Genomic DNA, 24,276 nt, shown 5'->3' with positions numbered 1-24,276 from the left:
ATGTGTTGACTGTATCCCTGAACCTTGTTAAACCACAAAACCCGAGCAAGGAGGGGTGACGCATTTTGAAGAGCAGCGATCGTAACAGCAAATTTCTGTTAACTCATCGTGAGCGGGAAGTCTTCGAGCTTCTCGTGCAGGATAAAACGACGCGCGACATTGCCGGGCAACTGTTTATCAGTGAGAAAACCGTCCGTAATCACATTTCCAACGTAATGTATTTTGAAACACACAAACGAAATTCGCTTTAATTTCAAGGAAAAAATTAAGAAAAAAATGAGAAAACATTGTGAGTTGCGGCGTTTTTAACGTGATAATCTTGTACCATGGAGATTCGAGTGAGAGGACACCGATGGGGCGTGAACGCCCTGGATCATGGCCGGCCGCGGATGGCCAAAAACGTGATGGTGCAAAGTTCCGATCCGGCTCTCCTAGCACACGCCGCATATGTACCGAATCGCAGTATATTGTGTGCAAACAAATCCTGGATGAGGATATATGAGGCGGCGCCACTTATTACTGCTTGAGGGTTACGTTTTACGTAGCTTGAGGTAGTAAGGGGCATATCTGCTGTAAGCCCGGCAGGCGCGGTCGCGAACGCACCTGGTCGGCTGGCGGAATAAATGCGGCATGTCGGCAATGGGCCTGTACGCGCTGTTCGAGCGGCATGCTGCAGTTTATGCGGGGTTGGTGTAATGGATAGCACGCTCGCCTGGATGGGCTGATGGTGGCGGTTCGAATCCGCTTCTCCGCTTAGGGTTTCGCGTTTGTCGGTGCTGTTTTCCCTGCAAAAAGCCTGAACCGATGCGGATTGGCGGTAGCCGCGATAAATTACCGCTCTTTATTATGTCAGGAGGAATGGCGATGCTGGTTGACCAAGAAACGGGCAAGTCTAAGAGGCCGACGACAGATAAATGCACGATTTGCAATGCTCCAGATCCGAAGTGCCATACAACTTTAGGAGCGTCATTCTGCGAGACATGCTGGGACATCATGGCGTCCGGAGATGAAGATGCCCTTTCAGAAAGGATCGTTTGGGAATAGCAGGAAGTTGGCTCCTGGCGTCGAAATATGATGCTGGGAGGTGATTTTTGTGAATAATCAAAAGAAGGAATATCTTGCTGTAGCGTCCAATAGACCAGATGGATGGTATGCGGTGATTAAAGAACAAAATTCGAATAAGATAGTTTTTCAAAAAAAGGCTATTGATGAAAGCAGCGCGCTTAGTTTAGCGCTCCAAGTAAAGGACGAGAGTTTCTCTGATTAAATAAGGATTTATCCATAGGCCGCTCAATATGGGCGGCTTTTTATTTTGGAGGGGAGTGAGGTGGCAACACATCGAGTCAATAAATCAGGCAAGGCAGCGCCGCCATTCACCCGGATTCTGAACGATCCGCTCCAGGACGAACGCCTCTCATTCAAAGCCCGCGGGCTGCTGGCCTACATGCTATCCAAGCCGGATAATTTCCGCTTTTACCTGGATGAGCTGGTGAAGCATACAACCGAGGGAAAAGACAGCATCCGCGCCGGCCTGAAAGAACTCGAGTCATTCGGATACGTCAAGCGTTATGTTTTGAAGGACGGCCGGGGTAAAATCATGTCATGGGAGATGGATATTTTCGAAAGCCCATCAATTCATCCAGAATCGGGTTTTCCACAACTGGAAAATCCAACACTAATAACGAATGATTATATAATAACGAATGATAAAAGATTAAATAAATACATCGCTTTAACAAGCGACGAGTTTGGGTATATAAAAACCTATCTGAAATACTTCCAACAAAAGAAAAACAAACAGCATATGAGAGTCACAGAGCAGCAGCAAGAATGGATCATTAACCAAATCGAGTATCTGATCTCATATGACGTTACGATAGATCAATGGGAAGAGCAGGTAAGAGATCATTTCGAGAATCTTCCCAAGAACAACAACGGCAATATCATTGCATTCCTGCATGCGTCACAAAGGCGCTTTGATGTAGGTATGCATGATCAGTTCTAAACGAGGGGGATGCATCATGCAGTTGGATCTGGACAAAGATGATTTGGTGTCATTGGTAAATGGGACAACACCTTACTACACCGTAATGAATCACCCGATTGTACGGAGATATGGTGAGTATTATGGCGGTCATACAGAGGTGTGGTCCTGGCATAAAGAACGTCTCAAGGAATGTTCTGAGGAAGAGCTGCTTTATATCTACCAGATATGTAAAGCAAGCTGGAAGAAATAAGAGTACGGCAATTCAAGGTCATCCAAACGGGTGGCCTTTTTATATTGCAAAAGAAAGCGAGGGAAAGATCATGCTTCAAAAACCACTACGGGGAGTAATGCCCCAATGGCTATGGTTAGAGCAAACCGACCACTCTTACGAGAGCATCACTCAAAGGCACGCGGACTTAGTTGCAGCTATAGAGAGATTTGCTGATGCAGGTCTTGAGGTTCCAATAGCATGGGCGGAAGAATGCAGCATGCACTCGGATGAGTTACTGCGTAGATATGAGATGAGAAAGGGTTGATTATGATGAGATCTTTTAATTGGGAACGAGCGCTATATGTGCTCCTCATATTGATTCTGGTCATGATGATCGTTGACAAGGCTTATGACATGTACACGACCTATCACGTACTCCAAGAACAAGAGCGACAGATTAGTGAGGTCGACCAGATGCTGCAGCAGATGAAGGAGCGAATGCCGTGAAGCGGGCAACTGATGAAGAACTGGTTATCGTAAAGACCAGCGCAGTAGGAATCTCAGAGGATATGACAGAGGCAGCAAAGTTCTTTCGAGAGTTAGCCCTTAGGCCCGCGCTTGAAACTATGATACCTAAGGCTATGATTGATCGTGTCTTGCCACGGTCGATTGATATTGTGAACGGCATTGAATGGGAAACGTCACCAGACGCACAGAATGGCACCGCACATGCATTTGATGATTGAGACGAACAAATCACGTAGAATGTGAAATAAGGGCAATACGAGGCGATATGAGCGTCACGGGTCCTTCTGGGGGTCGAGATGGACTGCGGGTGCGCGTGACCCCGATTTCCCGCTAGAAATTATTTCAAAATTTTAGTTCCGCTTCCGCTTCGGATCGTCAGGATTCGGGGCTTTTTGAATTTCGCTTCGAATTAAGCGAATGGGCGGGAAAACCATGTAAATCGGCTAAAAACGGAAGTTGAGGTGAGATAATGGCCAAAAAGAAAGCGGAAGAGACAAAACTGCATGAGAGAGTCGTCGGCACCGGTGAATTTGCGGCCGTTATCGGGAAAACAGATCGTTGGGTGCGCCAGTTGACGGGAGAAAAGATCCTCTCTCAAGTGGAGCGTGGGAAATACATTCTTGGCGATGCGGTTCAGGCTTACATAGAGTACGCCTCTGGTGGCAAGGAGGATGACAAAAAGCCGCGGCTCATTGATTTCAAGACTGAGCACGAGAAGACAAAAGCCGAAAAGGCGGCTCTCGAATTAGAACGAATGAAGGGAAACCTGCATGCTGCCGCCGACGTCGAGCGGCTCCTTTCCGATCTCATCCTGACAACAAAATCTCGGCTGCTTGGTGTACCGAGTCGGATCGCAACAGAGTGTGAAAACGAGCCCGCTGAAGTCGTGGAGGCGGTTGTCCGCCGAGAAATTGAGACCGTGCTTTCCGCCCTGGCGAAGTACACCCCAGACAAGATTGGGGGCGAAACAGATCATGGTAGCTCAGAAAACAGTTGATCTATTCGCCCGAGCGAATAAGCAGTGGGAGCCAAAGAGGCGCCTTACGGTCTCAGAGTGGGCAGACGCAAACAGGATCTTGACCACGGAAAGTAGCGCGGAGCCGGGTCCATGGCGGACTGACCGGGCACCGTATCAAAGAGAAATTATGAACTCCATCGAGGAATGGGAAGAGGTCGTAATCATGGCCTCTGCGCAAGTGGGGAAAACGGAGTTTCTTTTGAATGTGACTGGTTCCTACATTGATCAAGAGCCTTGCCCTATTCTGCATGTGCTGCCCAACGACACCCTAATTCAGGCTTATTCCAAAAAACGGCTTAGTCCAATGCTCAATAGCACCGAAGCGTTAAGGTCGAAGATTGAAGCTGCCAAGTCTCGGGGGAGCGGGAGCACGATTGAGGAGAAGTCTTTCCCTGGTGGGTACGTTGCAATAGCGGGAGCGAACGTCCCAGACGATCTTAAATCACGCCCTATACAGGTCGTCCTTTGCGACGAGGTTGACAGCTTTCCAATTTCGTCAGGAAATGAGGGCGATCCTATTGCGCTGGCAACGGCCCGAACAAAAACCTATCGGCATAAGAGGCGTCATCTATTTGTTTCGACTCCGGTGGATAAGGAAACATCCCGAATCTACCAACTTTATCAGGATAGCACGATGGAACAGTGGTGCCTGCCGTGCCCGCATTGCGGGGAACTGCAACCTCTGCGCTTTAAAGACGGGATTGTTTACGATCATTACGTGTCTGAGAGTGGCGAAATCGTCGTAACAAAGGCCGAACATCGTTGCGCATACTGCGGATTAACCGGATCAGAAAAGGAATGGAAGCACGGAGAGGGACAGTGGATTGCCCGTAAAGAACACTCAACCAGACGTGGCTTTCATATCAACCAGCTTTCTAGCCCTTGGTCAGACTGGCGCGAGGTTACGAAGGCTTTTTTGGTTGCGAAGAGAGAGGGAGTTGACAAGCTAAAAGTATTTATCAATACCGTTCTGGGTGAGCCGTGGGAAACAAAGGGTGAGGGCATTAACGAAAGAACGCTCGCCGCTCGCCGAGAAGCTTATGAATACGAAGTACCAACTGGGGTGAAAGTCCTGACGGCCGCGGTCGATACCCAGGATGACCGGTTTGAGGTGGAGGTCATTGGATGGGGAGCGGGTAAGGAGTCTTGGCGGATCGAGTACCACGTAATACCCGGGAACCTTGACACCCCTGGGCCGTGGAGGGAGCTGGACGAATTCTTAACCCGTTCGTGGATCGGGGAAGGTGGCCGGGAATTTCGGATCATCGGCGCGTGCATTGACTCCGGCGGCCACTACACCAAAGAGGTTTACGAATTCACTAGGCCGCGGAATTACCGCCGCATCTACGCCATCAAAGGTCAGGGGATCACTCCAAAGACTGCGAAGCATATCCCGTTTATTTATAAAAAGTCAAAGACACAGCGGGAGGGTGCCATCCTGTGGAGTTTGGGGGTAGATGACGGTAAGGTGAAAATCTTCGACAGCCTCAATGTGAAAGAACCGGGTCCACTTTATTGCCACTTCCCGGGTGAGGAGCAAGGGTATACGGAGGATTATTTCCTCGGTCTAACCGCCGAGGAGCCTTTCTATCAAGTGATTGGCGGCCAAAAATACAAGACGTGGCGAAAGATTAGGGACCGGAACGAACCGTTTGACCTTGCAGTTTACAACCGCGCGGTCATCGAGATACTGCGACCAAACCTTTCTCTACCAATCGAGCGACAACCGAACGGACCAAAGGTTATTCCCGGAGGAGGAGCAGTAAAAAAACGGCGCAAAAAAGGGGCGTCAAGCAGCTTGTAACCCTATGAAAGGAGGTGAAGGGGAAAATGCCTAAAATGACACTTGAAGAAGCAAAGGCAATGTATAAGCTGTGGCACGATGCTGAGATCGCACTTGCGACAGCTGCCTCATATAGCATCGCGGGGCGGACGCTGACGAGAACTGATATGGCAACTGTTTTGGAGCGAAAAAAATACTACGGCCGACTTTGCGATGAATTGCAGACAGGCCGGCGCCGCACGAAGGTTAGGAGCATAACCCCATTTGATTTATGAACAAGCTTGATAAACTCATCGGTTATGTTGCTCCCAGCATCGCAGAGCGCCGGGCCGCAGCCCGAGCTGAAGCTGCACGGCATGAAGCGGTACAAAACGTCCTGAGTAGTTACGGTAAAGGCTACGGCCGTCATGGAGCCAGCAGGACCAAAAAATCCATGGTCATGTGGCAGACACCAATCGGAGACGCCGATGCCGACATCCACCAAAACCTTAATGAACTCCGGGCGCGTGCGCGGGATCTGCATATGGGTTCCGATATTGTTGCGGCCGCGCATAAAGGTTTGAGGACCAACATTGTGGGTACAGGCCTACGGCTTAAGCCGGCTTTCGACGCAGATTTTTTAGGATTGAGCAAGGACCAGGCGAAAAAGCTGCGAAATAGCATACATCGAGAATGGTCTTTGTGGTCCGAATCAACAAAGTGCGACGCAGCCGGTTTGAATGATTTTCACGAGCTCCAATCCCTGGCCTTTTTATCAATGTTGATGAGCGGTGACGTGTTCGCCTTGCTGCCGATGTTGCCGCGTAAACATTCTATTTATGACCTAAGGATTAATCTGGTCGAGGCCGATCGGTGCGACACTCCACTAACCAAGGCTTTGGAGAATCCTGAACGAATACAGTCCGGCGTGGAGGTTGACGCTGACGGCATGGTTGTAGCTTACCACTTTTCGAACGAACACCCGGGCAGCGATAGGGTAGCCTTAGCGCCAAAAGATTGGGTGAGAGTCGAGAAGTATGGGGCGCGTACCGGGAGGTTGAACGTTATCCATCTGTTTGAAGCGGAACGACCCGGGCAGCGCCGGGGAATCCCGGTTATCTCTCCGATTATTGAGTCACTCAAGCAACTGGACCAGTACACCGAGGCGGAATTGATGGCTGCGGTCATCTCCGCGATGTATACCGTTTTTATCAAAAGTCCAGCTGAGGAAGATAATGGAGCATATGGCATGGAGGAGCCGGAGACGGAGAATCAATACGACGAACCGATCCCAGGGACCGGCGGGGACAACATCAAGATGGGACGGGGAGCTATCGTATATTTGGATCCTGGAGAGGAAGCGCAGTTCGCAAATCCGACTCGCCCTAATCCGGATTATGTCGGGTTCGTGAATGCCTTGCTGCGACAGATTGCGGCAGCTCTGGAATTGCCGTTCGAAATTCTCACCAAGCAGTTTACCAACTCTTATTCAGCTTCCCGCGGCGCCCTGTTGGAAGCCTGGAAAATGTACCGCATGCGCCGGTCATGGCTGGCAAAGTCGTTCTGCCAACCGATTTATGAAGAGTGGTTTGTCGAAGCCGTAACCAAAGGAAGAATTGACGCGCCTGGCATCTTTGATGACCCGGCTATTTTTGCTGCTTACACAAAAGCTGAATGGCACGGACCGTCACAGGGCCTACTTGATCCGACCAAAGAAGTGGACGCTGCGGTAACCCGCATCAACGAAAATCTCTCTACGGCCGAGCGCGAAACAACCGAACTGACTGGCGGATCGTGGGAGCAGAACATTGAGCAACGGGCTTATGAGCAATCACGCTTAGCAGAATTAGGGTTGTCCGGTGGCGCCAAGGCTTCAGCGCCAAAACGCCAGCCAAGCGATGGCAAAGGCGGCGAAGAGGATGACCGTGAAGATGATTCCGACGCTGAGACTTAATGAAAGGGGGTGAGGAAAAAAGATGCCAAAGAAAATCAAACTTAGCGGTGTTGTTGTTGGTGATGAGAATGCGTGGATTTATGACTGGTTAGGGATACCTTATATCAGCCCGTCATTAGTGGATAATGCGCTTGAAGAGGCGAACGGCGAGGATGTTGAAGTATATGTTAATTCTGGCGGCGGTTCAACTTGGACAGGCTCTGAAATTTACACATCACTCAAAGAGTATTCAGGCTTTGTAACTGCAAAAATACCTTCTATTGCAGGCAGCGCAGCGTCAGTGTTCATTATGGGAGCGGATAAAGTCTTAATCTCTCCAACTGCACAGATATTCATTCATCGATCGATGACCAGAACAGAAGGAAACGAGGAAGTTCACCAGCAAAGCGCCCAGATGTTATCTAGCGTAGACGAAGGAATGATCAACGCATATGTCGCCAAGACCGGCAGAACTCGAGAAGAGATTCTAAACCTCATGAAAAACGAAACGTTCTTCGACGCAAAGAGAGCTGTCGAGCTCGGGTTTGCTGATGAAATCATGTTTGCTGCTGAAGAGTTGTCGCCGGTTGCGAGCATGCAATTCGGAATAGAACTACCGCCGGAAGTCTTGGATACAGTTCGTTCAAAAATTCTTACTGCTTCCCTGGGAAAACAAGATATAGAAAACCTGGATCAAGGCCCTGTTGCAAAAAAACCAGTTGAACCAACAAAGGAGGAACCGAAAACAATGGATTTTAAAGAATTGCAAGCAAAACACCCTGATCTGGTGCAAGAAATCATGGGTGCTGCTACTCAAGAGGCGATTAAAGCAGAGCGCAAGCGTATTGCTGATTTGAATGCTCTGGCCACTGCGCCCGGGGCCGCTCAATTTATCACCGATGCAATTGCCAGTGGAGAAACAGCCGCAGAGGTTGCGATGAAGATCGTCCAAGCCTCGGCTGAACGGGTTAAGGCGGAAGGAAAAGATCGCCTTGAAGATTCTCAAGATAGCAATGTTACTGAGGTTGTCGCACAGGCTCCGGCCGTTCCTGGTCAAAAGGATGAAGAAGACGAGGAGAAATCTGTCAACGCAATGGTCGAATTCGCCAAGGAATTGATCGCGAAAAAAGGAGGATTGGTGTAAATGCCAGCCTACGAAAGCCAAAAATTTGATGATCTTTTTGCGGGTGGAGTAAAGCCGCCTACAGCCATTGCCATTATCGTAAAAGGCGGCGCCGGCATTGTAACTCGAGGCACGGTGTTGGGGAAGGTTTCTCAGCTTGCTGAAACCGACGTGTACGCAGGCACTCCGATCATGCTACCTGTAAACTCCACGTCTACGGATGGTTCGCAAGATCCGTATGCTATCCTCGCCGACGTGGAAGTTGATGCTAGTACATCTGATGTGCGTGCTGTTGCGTATACCGACGGCGAGTTTAATCGCGATGCCCTTAAATTTGGCGGTACAGATACCATTGCAACGCACGAAGACGCCCTTCGTAAAATCGGAATCATCACAAAACGAGTAGTTAAATAAGGAGGTTTACCTGACAATGGCAAAAGACATTTATTCGTTTCCATACCTGTTTCGTGTAGTCGAGGCTATGCCTAAGCCGAGCACATACATCTTGGATCAATTCTTTTCGGAGGGCGAAACTTTTGAAAAAGAAGAGATCGAAATCCAAACAAAGAAAGGCCATAAGCCAATCGCTCCGTATGTAAACGAACTGCTTCCCGGTAAGATTGTGCTGCGGACGGGTTTTACAGCAAGACAATATACACCGGCCCTTGTTAAACCGATGCGTGCCATTACGACCATTGACCTGAAAGTTCGGCAAGCTGGAGAGTCGCTGTACAACCCGGACAGCCCGGAGGTGCGTGCTCAAAAACTCCTCACTCAAGATATCGTAGATCTGACAAGCACCATCACTCAGCGCAAGATGCAAATGGCGTCCAGCCTTATGTTTACGGGGAAAGTGGTGCAGATCGGTGAGGGTGTAAATCAGGAGTTGGATTACGATTTCGAAAATCTTTATACGCTCTCGGGGACTGACCTGTTTGATAATGATAATGCTGATGTATATGGCATTCTTGAGGAAATCAAACAGGACGTGATGCAAAAGAGCGGACGAACACCGCGCGTAATCCTCACTACATTCAAGGTCGGCAAACGGATCATGCGTCACCCGAAAGTTATTGAGATCGCCAAGATCAATAATAACTCTGTCATCACCGCGGGTAACCTCAACCAAGATATTCTTCCCGATGGGGTTGTCTACCATGGCTACCTTGCTCAAGTCGATCTCCACGTTTACAGCTTAACCGCTAGCTACACTGATGAGGACGGCCAAGAGGTTGATTTCATTCCTGCGGGAACGCTCGCAATGCTTCCTGACGGTAAGCCTTTCGAATTCGCTTATGGCGCCAATGTGATTATGGGCGATAATGGGCAATTCCAATATGTTAAGGCACAAATCACGCCACAGTCGTGGACTTCCAAAGAGCCGGCGGCGCGCTTCCTTCAATTGTTGTCCCGTCCTTTCCCGATTCCACTTGACGTTAACGGCTGGGCTGTTGCAAAGGTAATGCAATAATTAAAGGGAGGGTTTAGCTATGATAAAAGCTATTAAAAACGTTATTCATAACGGCGAGAAATACAAGCACGGCGATGAAATCCTAGGACTTACAAAGGCAGAAGCAGAGAGATTAATTAAGTTGGGGGCAGCCGAGGAAGAAGGGAAAACATCCTATGAATCGGAGACTGACAAGGATAATCCGCTTTTTGATGACCTGACCACTCCTGAGCAATTTGCAAAGTTGAAGGCGGATGAACAAAAAGAATTGCTGGAGACGTTGCTGATTGATCCTGCCGGGAAATCCGAGGATCGCATCTCTCAATACGAAGAATGGTACGCCGAGCAGTGGACTGCTGGTGGTCTGAATGAACTTTAAAGATCAGCTCGCGGCTGACGTCGAGAAGGTGTTTTTTAACCTCGGCGAATTTGGCGAAGAGCATCGAGTCGACGACAAAAAAATGACGATCATCATCGACGATGATCTGCTGCAAAAACGAAAATCATCTGCATCAAACCCAACGGACGGCGTATATGGCGCGTCTTTTTTATTTCACGCGAAAAAATCGGACTTTGAGAAAAAGCCGGTTATCGACACACGAATGAAAATTGACGATCACACCTTTTACGTGTCCGACGTGCAGGCGAACGATGAAACGTACGTCATCACCCTGCGGAGGAACAAATCGTGATTACGGTCGATGCCGAAAAGCTGAAGGAGGTTGAGCGGCGCCTGGGACAATATCCCAAGAAGGCGCCGCTTGCCATTATGAGGGCATTAAACCGCACGGCGGCTAACGTCAAAACGAATGCATCAAAGAAGGTCCGGGAAGAGTACACGGCCAAGGCTAAAGATGTTAACTCTACGTTTACAGTCCGAAGAGCGTCCAAGTCGTCACTATCAGCTGCGGTAGAGTCGAGTGCGGGGGCCTTGGGGCTGGATAAGTTTAAGGTGAGCCCTCGGGTGCCGCGCCATGCTAAGCCACCAAAAGCGCTTAAGGTCCAGGTAAAAAAATCAGGCGGCGCCAAGCGGCTTGTCGGAGCATTCGTTGCGTCGGTCAACGGCAACAAGGTGTTTGAGCGGCAGCCAGGGGCCAAGGGTAAGAAGGGGAAAGGCGGAAACTGGACGGCGTTGCCGATTGAACGACTTTTTGGTCCTCCGGTACCTCAAATGCTTGATAATCGGAGTGTACGTGCCTTTGTCGAGCAGGAAGCCGCCAAGACCTTCGAAACGCGATTGGATCATGAGATCAAACGAATCATGGAGGGCAACTAAATGTCAACGCCATACCTATTACAAGACGCCTTGGTCAATGAGATCAAGGCTCTTTTTGTGGGATTTGAGACGTCTAATGCCCGCGGCGAGCCGGCGACACTGAACGTCTACCCTCAGCGACTACCAGACAAGCAGGTGGAGGACGACTCCGAGCATTTCCCGTATATCATCGTCCGTGTTATGGAAGGTGAAACCGCAGGTGAAGATGAAGCGGCAACATGCAAAATTGGACTGATCATCGGGGTGTATGATGAATCGCCTGATCAGCAGGGTCACCGAACGGTTCTTAATATTCTGCGCAGGATCGAAACACACCTTTTCGCAAAGCGATTCATCGATCGCAAATACAAGATCATTTACCCATATGACTGGGCCTTGCACGAGGAAGATGTTGCCCCTTTTTATTTTGGTGGGGCAGAAACCACGTGGCAACTTCCAGCCGTAAGACAGGAGGTTGATTTATTTGGCGACTGAAAAAAAACGGGCTGCAGCTCGTGTTGAAGAATTAAAGCCGGTTGACCAACTCATTTATGTTGGTCCGCCATTGCCTGGCGGCAGGTTGAATAGCTTCTCGATCTTTAAAGGCGGCGTGCCGAAACATTTGGATGGTCTGATTAAGCAATATCCGGAGCTAGCCGTGCTTATTGTTCCGGTGGGCGAGCTTACACGCGCAAAAAAAGACGTCAATACGCCTGGAACAACCCTATACGCCGCCTATCAAATTGTAAAGAAGGGAGCTCACACGAATGGCTGAAAGACATGGGATTTATGTATCTGAGGTTCCAGGATCGGTCATTACCCCGGTTCAGCAAAACTTTACGCTACCAGTGGCGATCGGCACAGCACCGGTTAATCTTTCCAAAGCTTCAACGCTGCCTGTCAATGTCCCGATCCTATGTTACTCGTATCAAGAGGCAGTCGATGCTTTCGGGTATTCGGACGATTGGGAGGACTATACGCTTAGTGAAGTGATCTATTCCCACTTCCAGCTCTACAAACAATCCCCGATTGTGCTTATTAACGTTCTGGACCCGGCGGAACATAAAACGACCGTTTCTCCGGCTGCTGTGACTCTCGTTGATGGCACAGCCACACTGCCTGAAGGCATTGTTAAGGGCACTGTTACCGTAACAAATACCGATGGATCAACGACTTACGTGCTCGACACGGATTATACGCTGAGCTTTGATGCTACTGGGAAACTGATTTTGACTGCCAAGACAGGCGGAGCGATCACCAACAACGCCTCGCTGCAGATTGGATACGACAAAATCGATGCGAGCAAGGTCAATGCGGCCGACATTATCGGCGGCGTGGACAGCACGACGCTGGCCGCCACGGGGCTAGAACTGCTCAACCAAGTGTTCCCACGGTTCCGGCTTGTGCCGGGGATTGTGATCGCCCCAGGCTGGTCTGATGACCCGACAGTTGCGGCAGTGATGGTCGCAAAAGCTTCGTTGATCAACAACCATTTTCGGGCACAGGCGATTACAGACCTGCCGTCCAACCTGCAGTATACGGAGGCGCCGGCTTGGAAAGAGGAAAATTGCTACACGGACCCACGGCAATTTAATACCTACCCGAAAGTGACCAAGTCAGGTAAGGTGTACCGTCTATCGACTCACCTGGCTGGTGTGATTTGCCGGACAGACACCGGGAACGCCGGAATCCCTAGTTTGTCGCCGTCGAACAAGGGCATGGAGATTGACGGCACGCTGACTGATGATCGAGAGCTTGCCCTCGGGCCGGAACACACCGAATACCTGAACGCCGCCGGCATCCATACCGCCCTGAATTTTATCGGCGGTTGGGCCACACGTGGGAACCGTACCGGGGCCTACCCGGCGCAGACCGATCCGCAAAGCGCATTTATCCCAGTCCGGCGCATGATGGACTGGATCGCCAACACTGTGACGCTGACCTATTGGAGATATCTCGATAGTGCGACAAACAAGCGCTTGGTAGAAGCCATTACGGATAGTGTTAACATTTGGCTCAATGGCCTGGCGTCGAATGGGTATATCCTAGGCGGCCGGGTGGAGTTCCTTTCGGAAGAAAATCCACCGGAGAATATCATGGACGGCAAACTTAAATTTCACATCTACGTGACGCCGCCGTCTCCGGCGCAGGTCATCGATTTTGTGCTTGAGTATGACGCATCATATCTTGCCGCAATCGCGGCGTAAGGGAGGGAAAGAACTTGCCAAAGCAGATTCCATCAACCCTAAACAGCTTTAACGCATACCGTAACGGCAGTGATTATTTGGGCGTTGCCGACGTTGAGTTGCCTAATTTGGAGGCTATGACGCAAACGATCACTGGTGCCGGCATTCCTGGTGAAATCGATATGCCGGTGTTGGGCCTTTTTGGATCGATGTCAGCTACGATCAACTGGCGGACGCTGGAAGGGGGCTCTTTCAAACTTGCTCGGCAGGAAGTACAGCAGATTGATTTTCGTGGGTCTATTGATGTCCTGGACACAGGTTCGGGCGAGACATTGCAAGTACCTTTGAAAGTCACAATGCGGTCGATGCCCAAAAACACAACACTGGGGAGCCTCAATACCGGTAACCCCATGGAAAGCAGTAACGAGGTTGAGGTGCTTTATATCAAGGTAATTTATGACGGGGCGACCGCGCTTGAGATCGATCGATTTAATGATATTTGCGTCATTGACGGAGTCGATTACAGAGCCAAAGTGCGGGCGAATCTCGGACAATAAGGAGGGTTTAAGCCATGGCAAAACAAGAAGCAATGACCGAAACGGTGGCGGATGAAAGGCTGTACACCCTGATTAAACCAATCCAATTCGATGGGGAGACGGTGACAAAGCTCACCCTCGATTTCGACGATTTGAGCGCCGAGGACTTAATCGTTTGCGTCAAACAGGCACGCCGGATTGACCCGGAGGAAGTTTCCTTGGCGCGGGCGACGTCCCTATCTTATCAGATGGCTGTCGCAGCGAGAGCAGCTAAACAGCCGATTGAACTCATTCGGGCTCTCAAGGCCAAGGACTTTACCCAGGTCACGCAGTTGGCTGCCAATTTTTTAATGATGCCGGAATAAGGGATTTGCAGTATCTGAGGGAGATCATCCTGATCCTCTCTTCCTCTATTCCGGGCTCACATATCGAATACTGGATTTGTCAGCCTCTTGGAGACTTAATCAAGTGGTTTGAAGCACACCAGAACGTCGAGAAAAGGCGGGCCGCCCGGCAGCCAAAACCAACCCATTACAGAAGGGTGGGCAGGCGGTAGTGGCAAACAAAAAAACATATTCAACAATTTTTCAGCTTGGTGGCAAGATAAATCCAACCTTTAACCGAACATTTAATAATGCTTCGGGACAGTTTGGGAAAATGCGAAACGAGATGAAGAAGACGGAAGGCGCCGGCGCGTCAATGGCTAACGCTTTGAAAAAAGCAGGAGCTATAGCAGCAGGCGCCTTTGCTTTGTCCAAAATCGTTGGTGGCGTAAAAGACGTAGTAAATACGTTTGCGACCTTTGAGCAGGGAATGGCAAACGTAAAAGCGGTGTCAGGAGCCACAGGAGACGCATTTACCCAACTGTCGAATAAAGCGAAGGAAATGGGGGCGAAGACCTCCAAAACGGCTGCAGAAGCAGCGGACGGGCTTCAGTACCTTGCCCTGGCCGGTTGGGATACGGAACAGATGCTGCAGGGCATTGAACCGGTGCTACGGCTTTCTGAGGCCGGGCAAATAGACTTGGGCCGCGCTTCAGATTTGGTCACTGACTCTATGTCCGCACTCGGTATTCAAGTATCCGAACTCCCTGGGTACCTGGATAAGGTAGCCCAAACTTCTCGCCGCGCGAATACAAACATCGACGCGCTGATGGAAGGATTCCTGGTAGCAGGTGGTACGTTCAAAACCTTTAACGTACCGCTGGAAGAATCCAACGCGTTGATGGGCATATTGGCCAACCGGGGTTTTAAAGGTGCCGAAGCGGGTACGGCGATGAATGCTATCGTGACCAACTTGACTAGTGGCGCCGGAGCGGCCGGGAAAGCTATGAAAGAGCTGAATATTTCGGCTTTTGACTCCCAAGGCAGGTTTAAGGGTCTGGAAAACGTCTTGCTTGAAGTTAAGGGTAAGATGGACAAGATGACCGATGCCCAGAAAGCGCAGTACATCTCCATGATAGCCGGTAAAGAACACATGAAGACTTTTACCGGGATAATGGACGGGCTTGGTGCGGAATATGGAGATTTGAAGAGTTCTATAGCCGGCGCTGACGGTGCGCTCATGGACATGGCCAACACGCAAATGGATACGTTCACTGGATCGATGACCCTGCTCAGTTCGGCCATCGACGGGGCGAAGTTGCAACTTGGAGAGAAGCTAGCACCGACGATCCGCCGGGTTGCTGACTGGATAACAAAATATATCCCTGTCGCTATGGATGTGGCGGGTAAGGCATTTAACAAGGTGGGCCAGTGGCTTAAACCTCTAAACACGCTATACGGTACTGTCCGAACCCTGTTTGCCGGAGATGCCGCAGGCGCTGGATTTAGTTTAGCCAAAATGTTCGGCATGGACGATGCAGATGCCAATGAGATCAGTTCGGGTTTCGGAAATCTCTTCCATCATATTATCGATCTGGTGGATAAAGCTGCATCTGCGTATAAAAGCTTTGCTCCTGACATTATGAACGCTCTGGGATCGGTTGGGAAAACAATTAAAGCGATTGTGCCACTTGCCATGAAATTTGGAACTACATTTTGGCAAGCTCTCCTGAAGGTAAGCAAAGCGCTATTGCCGATCGGCATTTATCTGCAAAGCAAGCTTTGGCCTATCGTCTCTAAGGTGTTCGGCTTCATCGCGAACGATGCTGTGCCGGCGGTGTCGCGGGCATTCACGGCCATGCTGCCGTCAATCATTTCCGTGGCTACCAAGTTCGGCGCAACCATATCGGCGCTGTTCAACTTCATTAAGCCTATCATCAACGCTTTGGTCGGCGTGTTCAACTTCGCGTTCCCGATTATTAAGGCCGTGGTACTCGCCGCCATACATTCAGTTTCCGGCATTTTCAACGGTCTGATGACCACTCTTGGAGGCGTTTTGGACTTCATTACGGGTGTCTTTACCGGGGATTGGGGAAAAGCCTGGGAAGGCGTTCGGGACATCTTCAGCGGGGTGTTTTCCGCACTTGGTTCGATACTAAAAGTCCCGATCAATGCTGTAATCGGCCTGATCAACCAAGCGTTTGAAAAGATCGGATCGATCAGCATTGACATCCCCGATTGGGTGCCCGGGCTTGGTGGCAAAACTTTCGGCGTCGATCTACCGCAAATCCCAATGCTTGCAGAAGGAGCCATCACAACAGGCCCGACGCTGGCGATGATCGGCGAGGGGGCGGAGCAGGAGGCGGTGCTGCCACTGTCCAAACTGGAGAGCTTGTTGGACTCTCGCGGTGGTGCTGGATCTGGTGGAGGCGGAGCAGGTGGTGGTGACATTTACGTTGAGTTTTCGCCACACTATAACATCTCTGGCGGCGCCGATGTGCAGCAGCAGGTAGCCCAAGCATCCGAACTGTCTCTCCAAAAGCTTGAGCAGATGCTTAAAAAATTGCAAAACAAGCAGCAAAGGGTGAGTTTGCAATGATGCAGTACACCACTATTCAAGGAGATACCTGGGACGGTATCTCCTTTAAACTTTTTGGGGATGAGAGGTTTGCAGCTCTGCTCATGGAGCAAAATCCCGGTCACATCCGCACGTCGGTCTTTTCGGCCGGGGTTTTGCTGGATGTGCCCGCCATCCCCGCGCAGCAGGCCGCGACTTTACCACCTTGGAAGCGAGGGGAATGATATGGATAAAATGCAGGATGCTCGCCGGGCAGAACTTCACTTGACCTATAACGGAGTCGGATTATCACTCGATATCGCCAAGGATGCCTTTGATTTTACGTATACAGATGCAGCGCCAGGGAGTTTGGATGATATCTCCATCTCGCTGCAGGACAGGGATCGGCTTTGGCAAAGTCCTGAATGGGCTCCGCTACAAGGCGACAAGATCAAAGCGGAGATCCGGACGATCAACTGGAGCAAACCCGGAGAGGTATCAAAACTCCCACTTGGCAGTTTCGAGGTTGATTCCTTCACATTCTCGGGGCCGCCGGATGCAGTCAGTATCAAGGCGGTAAGCCTGCCGATTGCGGCGAATATCCGGCAGGAAAAGCGAACAAAGGCTTGGGAAAAGGTGACGCTCAAGACGATCGCTGCAGAAGTCGCAAAAAAAGCCGGCTTAAAGCTAAACTACCTGATCAAAGAGACATACAGCTACGACAGGTTGGACCAAACGGATCAATCTGACATCGAATTTTTGAGCGAGCAGGCCAAGTCGGAAGGCGTGGCGATCAAGGTCACAGGCGGCCAGCTTGTGTTATTCGACGAATTCGAATACGAGAAGGCCCCCCCTGTCCTGACATTAACCCGTGGCACGGATAACATCTTAAGCTATGAGTTCGGGTGGAGCGCTGCTTACGCGACGTACATCGCTTGCGAGATCAGTTATACCCAAGCTAAGTCGAATAAGACGATCAAGGCCACGTACAAGCCACCAGGAGCGCCGAGCATCGGCCCTATATTAAAGATCAACGAGCAGGCCAGTAGCCAAGCGGAGGCTATGCGCAAGGCCAAAAAGGCCCTGCGAGAAAAGAACAAAGAAATGAGCGCGGCCAGATTGACCCTTGTCGGTGATGTTCGCTTAGCCGCGGGGGTGACGATCATGATCGAAGGGTTTGGAAACTTCGACGGCAAGTATTTGGTTGTATCCGCGACTCACCAATTAGGTAGCGGCGGGTATACGACTGATATCGAAATTCGGCAAGTACTGGGGTGGTGACATGGGACTTATACAAAATTTATTGCGCATTGGGACGGTATCCAGCGTGGATACCACTGCGGGCATGGTCAGGGTTACTTTCCCGGATCGGGATGATTTGGTCAGCGATCAACTCCCTGTGCTGACCCGGGGAGGATGGGCCATGGGGAATGATCTCCCTGCCGTCGGAAATAGAGTCCTGTGCTGCTTTTTGGGGTCTGGATTGGAGGCTGGGTTTTGCCTTGGCTCATATTTCAACGACGAAAATACGCCCCCGGGAAATCCGGAGCAGCGCGGTGTTTGGTTTGAGGACGGCAGCTATGTCTATTATGACAAGCAAGCCGGGAAGTTGGTTGTCAAGGCCAACAGCGGCGTCAAGATCGAAGGGGATTTGGAAGTCACCGGCTCGATCACGGCCGCATCAATCACGAGGGCGGGTGAGCCACTATGATCGGCTCTTTGGGTCCGGTGGTGTTCGAGGTGAGCGCTGATCTGTTGCGGACATTATCGGAATTTACGCGCAATAGCGCCGGCCGTTACGCTCGCCATGAGGTGCTTGGCAAAAAGCCCCTCACCCAGTTTATCGGACCGGGACTGGACACGGTATCTTTTAGCGTGCGATTTGACGCGCGGCTTGGGATCAATCCGCGCAAGGAACTCGACCAGTTGACGGAGTTGGACCGAAAAGGGAAGGCTGTACCGCTGATGATCGGCGACAAAGGTGTCGGGGTCGGATTATGGGTCATAACGGGGTTGGAGCAAACTTGGGATGAGATCGACGCCAAGGGCAATGTGCTGGCGGCCACAGTAAATATCACGTTGGAGGAATACGTCAAATGATCTATACCGTGGATATGCGTATGCAACCGCCGATATCCTTCGGGCCAAAGACTCTTGAAGATGAAGTGGGGCAAAACATTCGTACACTGGTCGCTACACCCATGGGGTCCGTTCCGTTTGCGAGGTCGCTAGGTCTGGATAATAGCATTATGGATGATCCCTTGCCCATCCTCCGTGCTCGTCTGGCCGGGCTGATTACTTCCCTTGTGGCCGAGTATGAACCCCGGGCGACCATCACACAGGTTGATTTTACCCAGGACGATGAAGCTGGCACGCTGACCCCGATTGTTTATTACACCCTAGCCGAGGAGGTGAACGATCTTGGCTGATTTAAAGTTTATCGACGATGATCCTCAGACGATTATCGACAGCATTTTGACTGTGCACAAGGCGATTACGGGCCGTACTCTTTACCCAGCGGACCCGGAACGCCTTTTTTTATTGTCGCTGGCGCAAATCATCGTGCAACAGCGGGTGCTGATCAATGCAACGGCTCGGCAAAACCTGCTGCGCTATGCGACAGGAGAAGTGTTAGACGACATTGGCGAAATGTACGATACGACCAGGCTGCCCGCCGAGGCGGCGAGGACAACATTACAATTTTCCCTTTCTATTCCGCTTGCCTCGGCGCAGATCATTCCGGCCGGAACCCGGGTCGGGCCGCAAGGCGGGGGAGGAGAACTGTTTTTCGTGACCTCGGACGTGCTGCAGATACCCGCAGGAGCGGTTACAGGCAGCGTGCCGGCCTTGTGTTCGGTCCCGGGGGTTTCCGGGAATGGTTTTACCCCCGGCCAACTAAATGCGCTGATAGACCCGCTTCCGTTTGTCCAGAGCGTTACCAATACCACAGAGAGTTCCGGCGGTACGGATACGGAGACAGACGATGCATATCGGCAACGTATCAGATCGGCCCCGGAGTCATTTAGCGTAGCCGGCCCAGCGGGGGCCTATGAGTTTTGGGCGAAGTCTGCGAGCAGCTCCATCATCGATGTGGCGGTTGAATCGCCTGCGGCCGTGGAGGTTGTACTGGTCCCTCTCTTGAATGGAGGGGAGATACCGACCCAGGACATGTTGGACGATGTATTGGCAACGGTAACCGAAAAGGAAGTACGGCCACTTACAGATAAAGTGACGGCGCAAGCCCCCGCAGCGGTCCCGTATAATATCAACCTCACCTATTACGTAGACCGTTCGCGGGCTGCCGAGACAACGACAATACAACAGGCAGTGACGGCCGCTGTGGCCGAATATGTACTTTGGCAAAAGTCCAAACTTGGCCGAGACATCAATCCCTCGGAACTGATCAAGCGGGTTATGGCTGCAGGTGCTTTAAGGGTACAGGTCACAGAACCGACATTTGTGGATTTATCACGTTTCCAAGTTGCTCAAGACGCTACTATTAGCGTGACATTTGGAGGGCTTGAAGATGATTGACATCCAGAATGTGCACCTGTTGGACTTGTTACCCCCGAACCTGAGGAGTGACCCGGCGCTTTCTGCTGCTGCTCAATCCATACAGGAAGAATTAAGGCAAACAACGGAGGCTATCTCAAAGCTGTCCATTTTCGACCGGTTGAATACGCTGAACGATGTTGAAGCGGATGAAATGGCCTGGCAGCTGCATGTGGATTTTTACGATGCATCGCTGCCGATCGATCAAAAACGAGAATTGGTCAAAAACGCCATTCGTTTCCACCGCCGGAAAGGCACACCCGCAGCTGTTGAGGAATTGATAGCGATCCTATTCGGGACGGGCCAGGTTGAAGAATGGTTTGAGTATGGCGGCGAGCCGGGATATTTCCGTGTACGCACTAGCGATCCGTCGGCTACAAATGAGAGGGCGCAAGAGTTTGTACAGGCTATCGACTCGGTAAAGCGACTCTCGGCGTGGCTTGAGGCGGTCATCCTGGAGGAGACCATCGAGGCGCGCGATATGTACTATGGCGGTATGTTGCACATCGGTGAGTTTATCACAATAGGGTAGGTGATTTTTGTGAGCTCTTGGAGCTATGCATTAACCAATAAGGGGCGTCAGCTGCAGGCAAAAGCGCAGACTGGCGCCCAACTTGTTTATACGAGAATGGCGGTAGGGAGCGGCACGCTGAGCGGGCAATCCCTGGAGAGTATGACCGCTTTGATTACCCCAGTCAAGGACCTGGCCATCTCACGCCTCAAACGTCCAGCAGGCTCAACTCGGGCGCTCATCGGGGCGACATTGACCAACCAGGACGTTACAACCGGGTTTTACTTAAGGGAGGTTGGTATTTTTGCCGAAGATCCGGACGACGGTGAGATCCTCTATATGTACGCCAACTCCGGAGCGACGGCCGACTATATTACCCCGCAAGGAGATGGGGTGATTGAGAAGGCGTTGAATATGAACGTTTTTGTCGGAGCAGCGGCGGACATCACGGCCAACATCGACGAATCCCTGGTATACGTCACACAGGAGGAGTTGGCTGATGCTATTGCCGGAATACAGATCAATGATGCCACCACGACACAAAAAGGCATCGTCCAGCTCTCCAATGCCACCAACAGCACCGCCGAGGATCGTGCAGCGACATCGAAGGCCGTCAAATCGGCATATGATGCAGCTATGGCGGCGCAGAACACGGCGAATGCGGCGAATGAGGCAGCGTCACAGGCTTTTCAATTTGGCAATGAGCGTAAGCAAGAGGTGGTGGACATACTCATTGCCAAGGGGATATCAGCGTCCACAAGTGAGAGCTGGGATTCGCTCTTATCAAAAATGGCAGCGATTATCAAGGCGACCGGGAATGCGACAGCGGCGGATGTATTGGCCGGTAAAACGTTTAGTAACGCCAGCGGGAACAACCTGACAGGGAGTATGCCGAACCGAGGCGCAGGCGGTACCGTAACGCCGGGTACGGCCAACCAAACAAAGGATGCCGGATATTACAGCAGTCCAATTACGATATTAGGCGACGCCGACCTTGTACCCGGGAATATCAAAAGTGGGGTTAATTTATTTGGGGTTTTAGGTACCTTAGAGCCCAAACAATACTATTACACGCGGCTACCTAATCTAACTCAAAGATCTTGGCAACAGTTTACCGTACCTTTTACGCCGTCTATACTGCTTGCTTATGCAACGTCCGAGCCTGACTTTAATTCCAATATTCAAAGGTTTGGATGGGCTCTAGCCGCGCGTCTTGACAACTTCACTGGCGGTACATTATACCCGATAAAAACCTTCTACTCCGTAGGTTTTAACGGGGAGAGTGACATGCAATTATATTTGTCCAAATCCGCATCTACGGCTGGTTTCTTTTCTGTTCAGGACGAGTTAGTAAGTAACTTGTATTTATATAATCAACGCTTGGCTACATCATATAATGTTACCGTTATGGCGTGGGGATGATTAAGCGAAATGAAAAACATATCGAAGGGTGTTGACAATGATCAGAATGTTTAGGTCGAATGATTACGTCGAAGCAGTAGAGCTTAAAGATTTCGCATCGATTCAGGAGATAATCCAACTCACGGGCATGGGTGTTACCGTAGCCTTTTCGCCCGCCGGTGCTTTGCAATCCGTGACCCTCAAGAACGGCACGACCACGCTCACGGCTTTGCCTGGTCAGTACGTTTATAAAAACAAGGGCGGTACCGTCGGCGTATGCCCCTATGACTACCTTGCCGAGAACTATCCCGATGAAGTCACCGAACCAATAGCAGAATAAACCCACAGGAAGCGCCGCAAGGCGTATTTTTTGTGCCATCGGAGCTGATCCGTGGGCGATTTTTTGGGAGGGGAGAGGGAGCATGAAGGACGTCACAATAATAACCGCAGTTGTGTCCGTGCTGACGGGGTTAAGCGGGATGGCGCTAGGGTGGGCGGGCCGGGCCAGATCGGTACGGCAAGACGTCGCACAGGACGCCGAGACGATTACAACGTTAAAAAATGACTTGGGATACATCCGATCTGGGGTCGATGATATCAGGTTTGAGCAACGCATGCAGAGTCAGCGGATTGACGCCTTGAGTGAACGAGTCACACGCAACGAAGAGTCGGCCAAGCAAGCACATAAGAGGATCGACCGGCTTGAAGAAACCGAAGGGAGAGGATAGTTTTGGACAAAACAAAATACCCGATCGAGCGCCGGTACATCACCAAGCGCCCGAACACACGGCCAGGCACCCGGTTAAAAACGGGAACACCGGCCTTTTTTGTTGCCCACGACACCGGTAATCCGGGAGCGACAGCGGACAACCACTACACCTATTTTAACAACCTGACGGATCGCTCCGCCTCGGCCCATGTGTTTATTGATGATGAGCACATCTTGGAGATCATCCCGACGGGCACCGGTGCGGAGCCGGCGGAGAAAGCCTGGCACGTCCTCTACAACGTGACGACCGACAACGACCTATTCGGCTATGATGCCAACGACGCGGCGCTTGGGATAGAGTTGTGTTACGGTGGCCGGATCACTTTTACAGAGGCGTATAAGCGGTTTGTGTGGTACCTGGCCTATTGCTGCGACAAGTGGGGCAAGAATCCTTCGGCACACATTGCCAGCCACAAGCAGCTGGACCCGGCACGTAAAGCGGACTGCGAGCAGGCTCTGAAGGCGGGCGGCAAGACGCTCAAGGATCTGATTTATGATGTCGCCGCGGAGCTGGCCGCGCCGATCACGCCACCGGACTTTACCCCGCTGCCAGCAGGGATTGCCCAGGCGTTGATCGATAACTACGTATCTCCGGCATGGTTTGCATCCCAAAAAGCTGGGGACGAGGTGGGCAAGACTCACTTCCACAACTTGGCCAACAATCTGCGGCTGGCCGCCGGAATCTCGCTAACCCCCGGAGCGGCCGCAGCGCCGTTGACTAAGCTACCCAAGAGCAACGCTCAGGAGATCATTATCCGCTGGCTTTCGCCAGCATGGTTTAAGGCTCGGGATGAAGGGAACAAAGATCGGGCGCAGCATTTTAATAATCTGGCGAATTACCTGCGGCGCGCCGCGGGTATCCCGGAAGAATAAGAGAGGAGAATTGATAATCATGGAAGTATTGAATAATGTAATGGCCTTCGCATCGGTGCTGGCCGTGTTTGTGCTTGCTTTGGTGCAACTGGTTAAGACGACAATTAACCTGCCGAAGAACATCATACCGTTGATCGGCGTGGTGATCGGGGTTCTGGTCGGAGCTGCCGCATCCCCCTTCACGGACTTGGATCTTGTTTTGCGTCTTTGGGCTGGTGGCCTGGCTGGGCTGTCTGCTACGGGGTTGTTTGAGCTTGGAAATAAACGTGATGGTAGCACAAAGCAATAATATGTGATATAT

The 24,276-nt window shown here is 51.1% G+C and carries 32 protein-coding genes and 1 pseudogene; all 33 read left to right on the top strand.

Annotated features, from left to right (window positions below; translation table 11 throughout):
- Nucleotides 1–65: 65 nt before the first annotated feature.
- A pseudogene (locus tag ACZF99_RS20450) lies at nucleotides 66–218 on the top strand (LuxR C-terminal-related transcriptional regulator); the annotation flags it as partial.
- Between the two features lie 875 nt (nucleotides 219–1,093).
- Nucleotides 1,094–1,267, top strand: a complete 174-nt coding sequence (locus ACZF99_RS20445; RefSeq protein WP_483606795.1) for a hypothetical protein — start codon at nucleotides 1,094–1,096, stop codon at nucleotides 1,265–1,267.
- Nucleotides 1,268–1,327: 60 nt separating this feature from the next.
- Entirely contained in the window at nucleotides 1,328–2,005 is a 678-nt protein-coding gene (locus tag ACZF99_RS20440) for a hypothetical protein (RefSeq protein WP_483606794.1), read from the top strand.
- A 16-nt stretch (nucleotides 2,006–2,021) separates the two neighbouring features.
- Nucleotides 2,022–2,237 carry a hypothetical protein gene (locus tag ACZF99_RS20435; RefSeq protein ID WP_483606793.1) on the top strand — a complete coding sequence of 72 codons (216 nt, stop codon included), beginning with the start codon at nucleotides 2,022–2,024 and terminating at the stop codon, nucleotides 2,235–2,237.
- 464 nt (nucleotides 2,238–2,701) lie between these two features.
- Nucleotides 2,702–2,944 carry a hypothetical protein gene (locus ACZF99_RS20430; protein ID WP_483606792.1) on the top strand — a complete coding sequence of 81 codons (243 nt, stop codon included), beginning with the start codon at nucleotides 2,702–2,704 and terminating at the stop codon, nucleotides 2,942–2,944.
- 251 nt (nucleotides 2,945–3,195) lie between these two features.
- The gene (locus ACZF99_RS20425; RefSeq protein ID WP_483606791.1) at nucleotides 3,196–3,723 is read left to right on the top strand and encodes a hypothetical protein; all 528 of its coding nucleotides are present in this window, start codon (nucleotides 3,196–3,198) and stop codon (nucleotides 3,721–3,723) included.
- A 148-nt stretch (nucleotides 3,724–3,871) separates the two neighbouring features.
- Complete coding sequence (locus tag ACZF99_RS20420; protein ID WP_483606790.1) at nucleotides 3,872–5,548, top strand: phage terminase large subunit family protein; 1,677 nt, start codon at nucleotides 3,872–3,874, stop codon at nucleotides 5,546–5,548.
- 26 nt (nucleotides 5,549–5,574) lie between these two features.
- Nucleotides 5,575–5,802 (top strand): DUF6148 family protein, encoded by a 228-nt coding sequence (locus ACZF99_RS20415; RefSeq protein WP_483606789.1) that lies wholly within the window; start codon nucleotides 5,575–5,577, stop codon nucleotides 5,800–5,802.
- On the top strand, nucleotides 5,799–7,460 hold the full coding sequence (locus ACZF99_RS20410) for a phage portal protein (RefSeq protein ID WP_483606788.1): 1,662 nt from the start codon (nucleotides 5,799–5,801) through the stop codon (nucleotides 7,458–7,460). The genes ACZF99_RS20415 and ACZF99_RS20410 overlap by 4 nt, the downstream gene beginning before the upstream one ends.
- Before the next feature lie 22 nt (nucleotides 7,461–7,482).
- Nucleotides 7,483–8,583 carry a head maturation protease, ClpP-related gene (locus ACZF99_RS20405; protein WP_483606787.1) on the top strand — a complete coding sequence of 367 codons (1,101 nt, stop codon included), beginning with the start codon at nucleotides 7,483–7,485 and terminating at the stop codon, nucleotides 8,581–8,583.
- Nucleotides 8,584–8,976: a head decoration protein gene (locus tag ACZF99_RS20400; protein WP_483606786.1), complete on the top strand. Its 393-nt coding sequence runs from the start codon at nucleotides 8,584–8,586 to the stop codon at nucleotides 8,974–8,976.
- A 16-nt stretch (nucleotides 8,977–8,992) separates the two neighbouring features.
- On the top strand, nucleotides 8,993–10,033 hold the full coding sequence (locus ACZF99_RS20395; RefSeq protein WP_483606785.1) for a major capsid protein: 1,041 nt from the start codon (nucleotides 8,993–8,995) through the stop codon (nucleotides 10,031–10,033).
- Nucleotides 10,034–10,052: 19 nt separating this feature from the next.
- On the top strand, nucleotides 10,053–10,391 hold the full coding sequence (locus ACZF99_RS20390; protein ID WP_483606784.1) for a DUF7210 family protein: 339 nt from the start codon (nucleotides 10,053–10,055) through the stop codon (nucleotides 10,389–10,391).
- Nucleotides 10,381–10,704, top strand: a complete 324-nt coding sequence (locus tag ACZF99_RS20385) for a hypothetical protein (RefSeq protein ID WP_483606783.1) — start codon at nucleotides 10,381–10,383, stop codon at nucleotides 10,702–10,704. Before ACZF99_RS20390 ends, ACZF99_RS20385 begins: the two co-directional genes overlap by 11 nt.
- Complete coding sequence (locus ACZF99_RS20380; RefSeq protein ID WP_483606782.1) at nucleotides 10,701–11,288, top strand: phage tail protein; 588 nt, start codon at nucleotides 10,701–10,703, stop codon at nucleotides 11,286–11,288. Before ACZF99_RS20385 ends, ACZF99_RS20380 begins: the two co-directional genes overlap by 4 nt.
- Complete coding sequence (locus ACZF99_RS20375) at nucleotides 11,289–11,762, top strand: hypothetical protein (RefSeq protein ID WP_483606781.1); 474 nt, start codon at nucleotides 11,289–11,291, stop codon at nucleotides 11,760–11,762.
- Entirely contained in the window at nucleotides 11,752–12,042 is a 291-nt protein-coding gene (locus ACZF99_RS20370) for a hypothetical protein (protein WP_483606780.1), read from the top strand. The genes ACZF99_RS20375 and ACZF99_RS20370 overlap by 11 nt, the downstream gene beginning before the upstream one ends.
- On the top strand, nucleotides 12,035–13,474 hold the full coding sequence (locus ACZF99_RS20365; RefSeq protein WP_483606779.1) for a phage tail sheath family protein: 1,440 nt from the start codon (nucleotides 12,035–12,037) through the stop codon (nucleotides 13,472–13,474). Before ACZF99_RS20370 ends, ACZF99_RS20365 begins: the two co-directional genes overlap by 8 nt.
- 14 nt (nucleotides 13,475–13,488) lie before the next feature.
- On the top strand, nucleotides 13,489–14,010 hold the full coding sequence (locus ACZF99_RS20360) for a phage major tail tube protein (RefSeq protein ID WP_483606778.1): 522 nt from the start codon (nucleotides 13,489–13,491) through the stop codon (nucleotides 14,008–14,010).
- Between the two features lie 14 nt (nucleotides 14,011–14,024).
- Nucleotides 14,025–14,354, top strand: a complete 330-nt coding sequence (locus tag ACZF99_RS20355; protein ID WP_483606777.1) for a phage tail assembly protein — start codon at nucleotides 14,025–14,027, stop codon at nucleotides 14,352–14,354.
- Between the two features lie 190 nt (nucleotides 14,355–14,544).
- On the top strand, nucleotides 14,545–16,911 hold the full coding sequence (locus tag ACZF99_RS20350; protein ID WP_483606775.1) for a phage tail tape measure protein: 2,367 nt from the start codon (nucleotides 14,545–14,547) through the stop codon (nucleotides 16,909–16,911).
- Complete coding sequence (locus ACZF99_RS20345) at nucleotides 16,908–17,114, top strand: tail protein X (protein ID WP_483606774.1); 207 nt, start codon at nucleotides 16,908–16,910, stop codon at nucleotides 17,112–17,114. The genes ACZF99_RS20350 and ACZF99_RS20345 overlap by 4 nt, the downstream gene beginning before the upstream one ends.
- A gap of 1 nt (nucleotide 17,115) precedes the next feature.
- Entirely contained in the window at nucleotides 17,116–18,150 is a 1,035-nt protein-coding gene (locus tag ACZF99_RS20340) for a phage late control D family protein (RefSeq protein ID WP_483606773.1), read from the top strand.
- A 1-nt stretch (nucleotide 18,151) separates the two neighbouring features.
- A complete protein-coding gene (locus tag ACZF99_RS20335) occupies nucleotides 18,152–18,580 on the top strand; it encodes a phage baseplate assembly protein V (protein ID WP_483606772.1) in 429 nt (142 codons plus the stop codon).
- Nucleotides 18,577–18,969, top strand: a complete 393-nt coding sequence (locus ACZF99_RS20330; RefSeq protein ID WP_483606771.1) for a phage tail protein — start codon at nucleotides 18,577–18,579, stop codon at nucleotides 18,967–18,969. Before ACZF99_RS20335 ends, ACZF99_RS20330 begins: the two co-directional genes overlap by 4 nt.
- Nucleotides 18,966–19,298, top strand: a complete 333-nt coding sequence (locus tag ACZF99_RS20325; RefSeq protein ID WP_483606770.1) for a GPW/gp25 family protein — start codon at nucleotides 18,966–18,968, stop codon at nucleotides 19,296–19,298. The genes ACZF99_RS20330 and ACZF99_RS20325 overlap by 4 nt, the downstream gene beginning before the upstream one ends.
- Nucleotides 19,291–20,403 (top strand): baseplate assembly protein, encoded by a 1,113-nt coding sequence (locus tag ACZF99_RS20320; RefSeq protein WP_483606769.1) that lies wholly within the window; start codon nucleotides 19,291–19,293, stop codon nucleotides 20,401–20,403. The genes ACZF99_RS20325 and ACZF99_RS20320 overlap by 8 nt, the downstream gene beginning before the upstream one ends.
- Nucleotides 20,396–20,953 carry a phage tail protein I gene (locus ACZF99_RS20315; protein ID WP_483606768.1) on the top strand — a complete coding sequence of 186 codons (558 nt, stop codon included), beginning with the start codon at nucleotides 20,396–20,398 and terminating at the stop codon, nucleotides 20,951–20,953. The genes ACZF99_RS20320 and ACZF99_RS20315 overlap by 8 nt, the downstream gene beginning before the upstream one ends.
- Complete coding sequence (locus ACZF99_RS20310) at nucleotides 20,954–22,354, top strand: tail fiber protein (protein WP_483606767.1); 1,401 nt, start codon at nucleotides 20,954–20,956, stop codon at nucleotides 22,352–22,354.
- Nucleotides 22,355–22,391: 37 nt separating this feature from the next.
- A complete protein-coding gene (locus tag ACZF99_RS20305; protein ID WP_483606766.1) occupies nucleotides 22,392–22,673 on the top strand; it encodes a hypothetical protein in 282 nt (93 codons plus the stop codon).
- Between the two features lie 82 nt (nucleotides 22,674–22,755).
- Entirely contained in the window at nucleotides 22,756–23,061 is a 306-nt protein-coding gene (locus ACZF99_RS20300; RefSeq protein ID WP_483606765.1) for a hypothetical protein, read from the top strand.
- A 2-nt stretch (nucleotides 23,062–23,063) separates the two neighbouring features.
- Entirely contained in the window at nucleotides 23,064–23,975 is a 912-nt protein-coding gene (locus tag ACZF99_RS20295; protein WP_483606764.1) for a peptidoglycan recognition protein family protein, read from the top strand.
- A gap of 19 nt (nucleotides 23,976–23,994) precedes the next feature.
- Nucleotides 23,995–24,264, top strand: coding sequence for a holin (locus tag ACZF99_RS20290; protein ID WP_483606763.1), 270 nt, complete (start codon nucleotides 23,995–23,997; stop codon nucleotides 24,262–24,264).
- Nucleotides 24,265–24,276 lie beyond the last annotated feature (12 nt).

Source organism: Paenibacillus sp. JL3B1040 (assembly GCF_057063165.1).
Note: the sequence above shows the minus strand (reverse complement) of the source record. Positions and strands in the feature narration are given on the sequence as shown.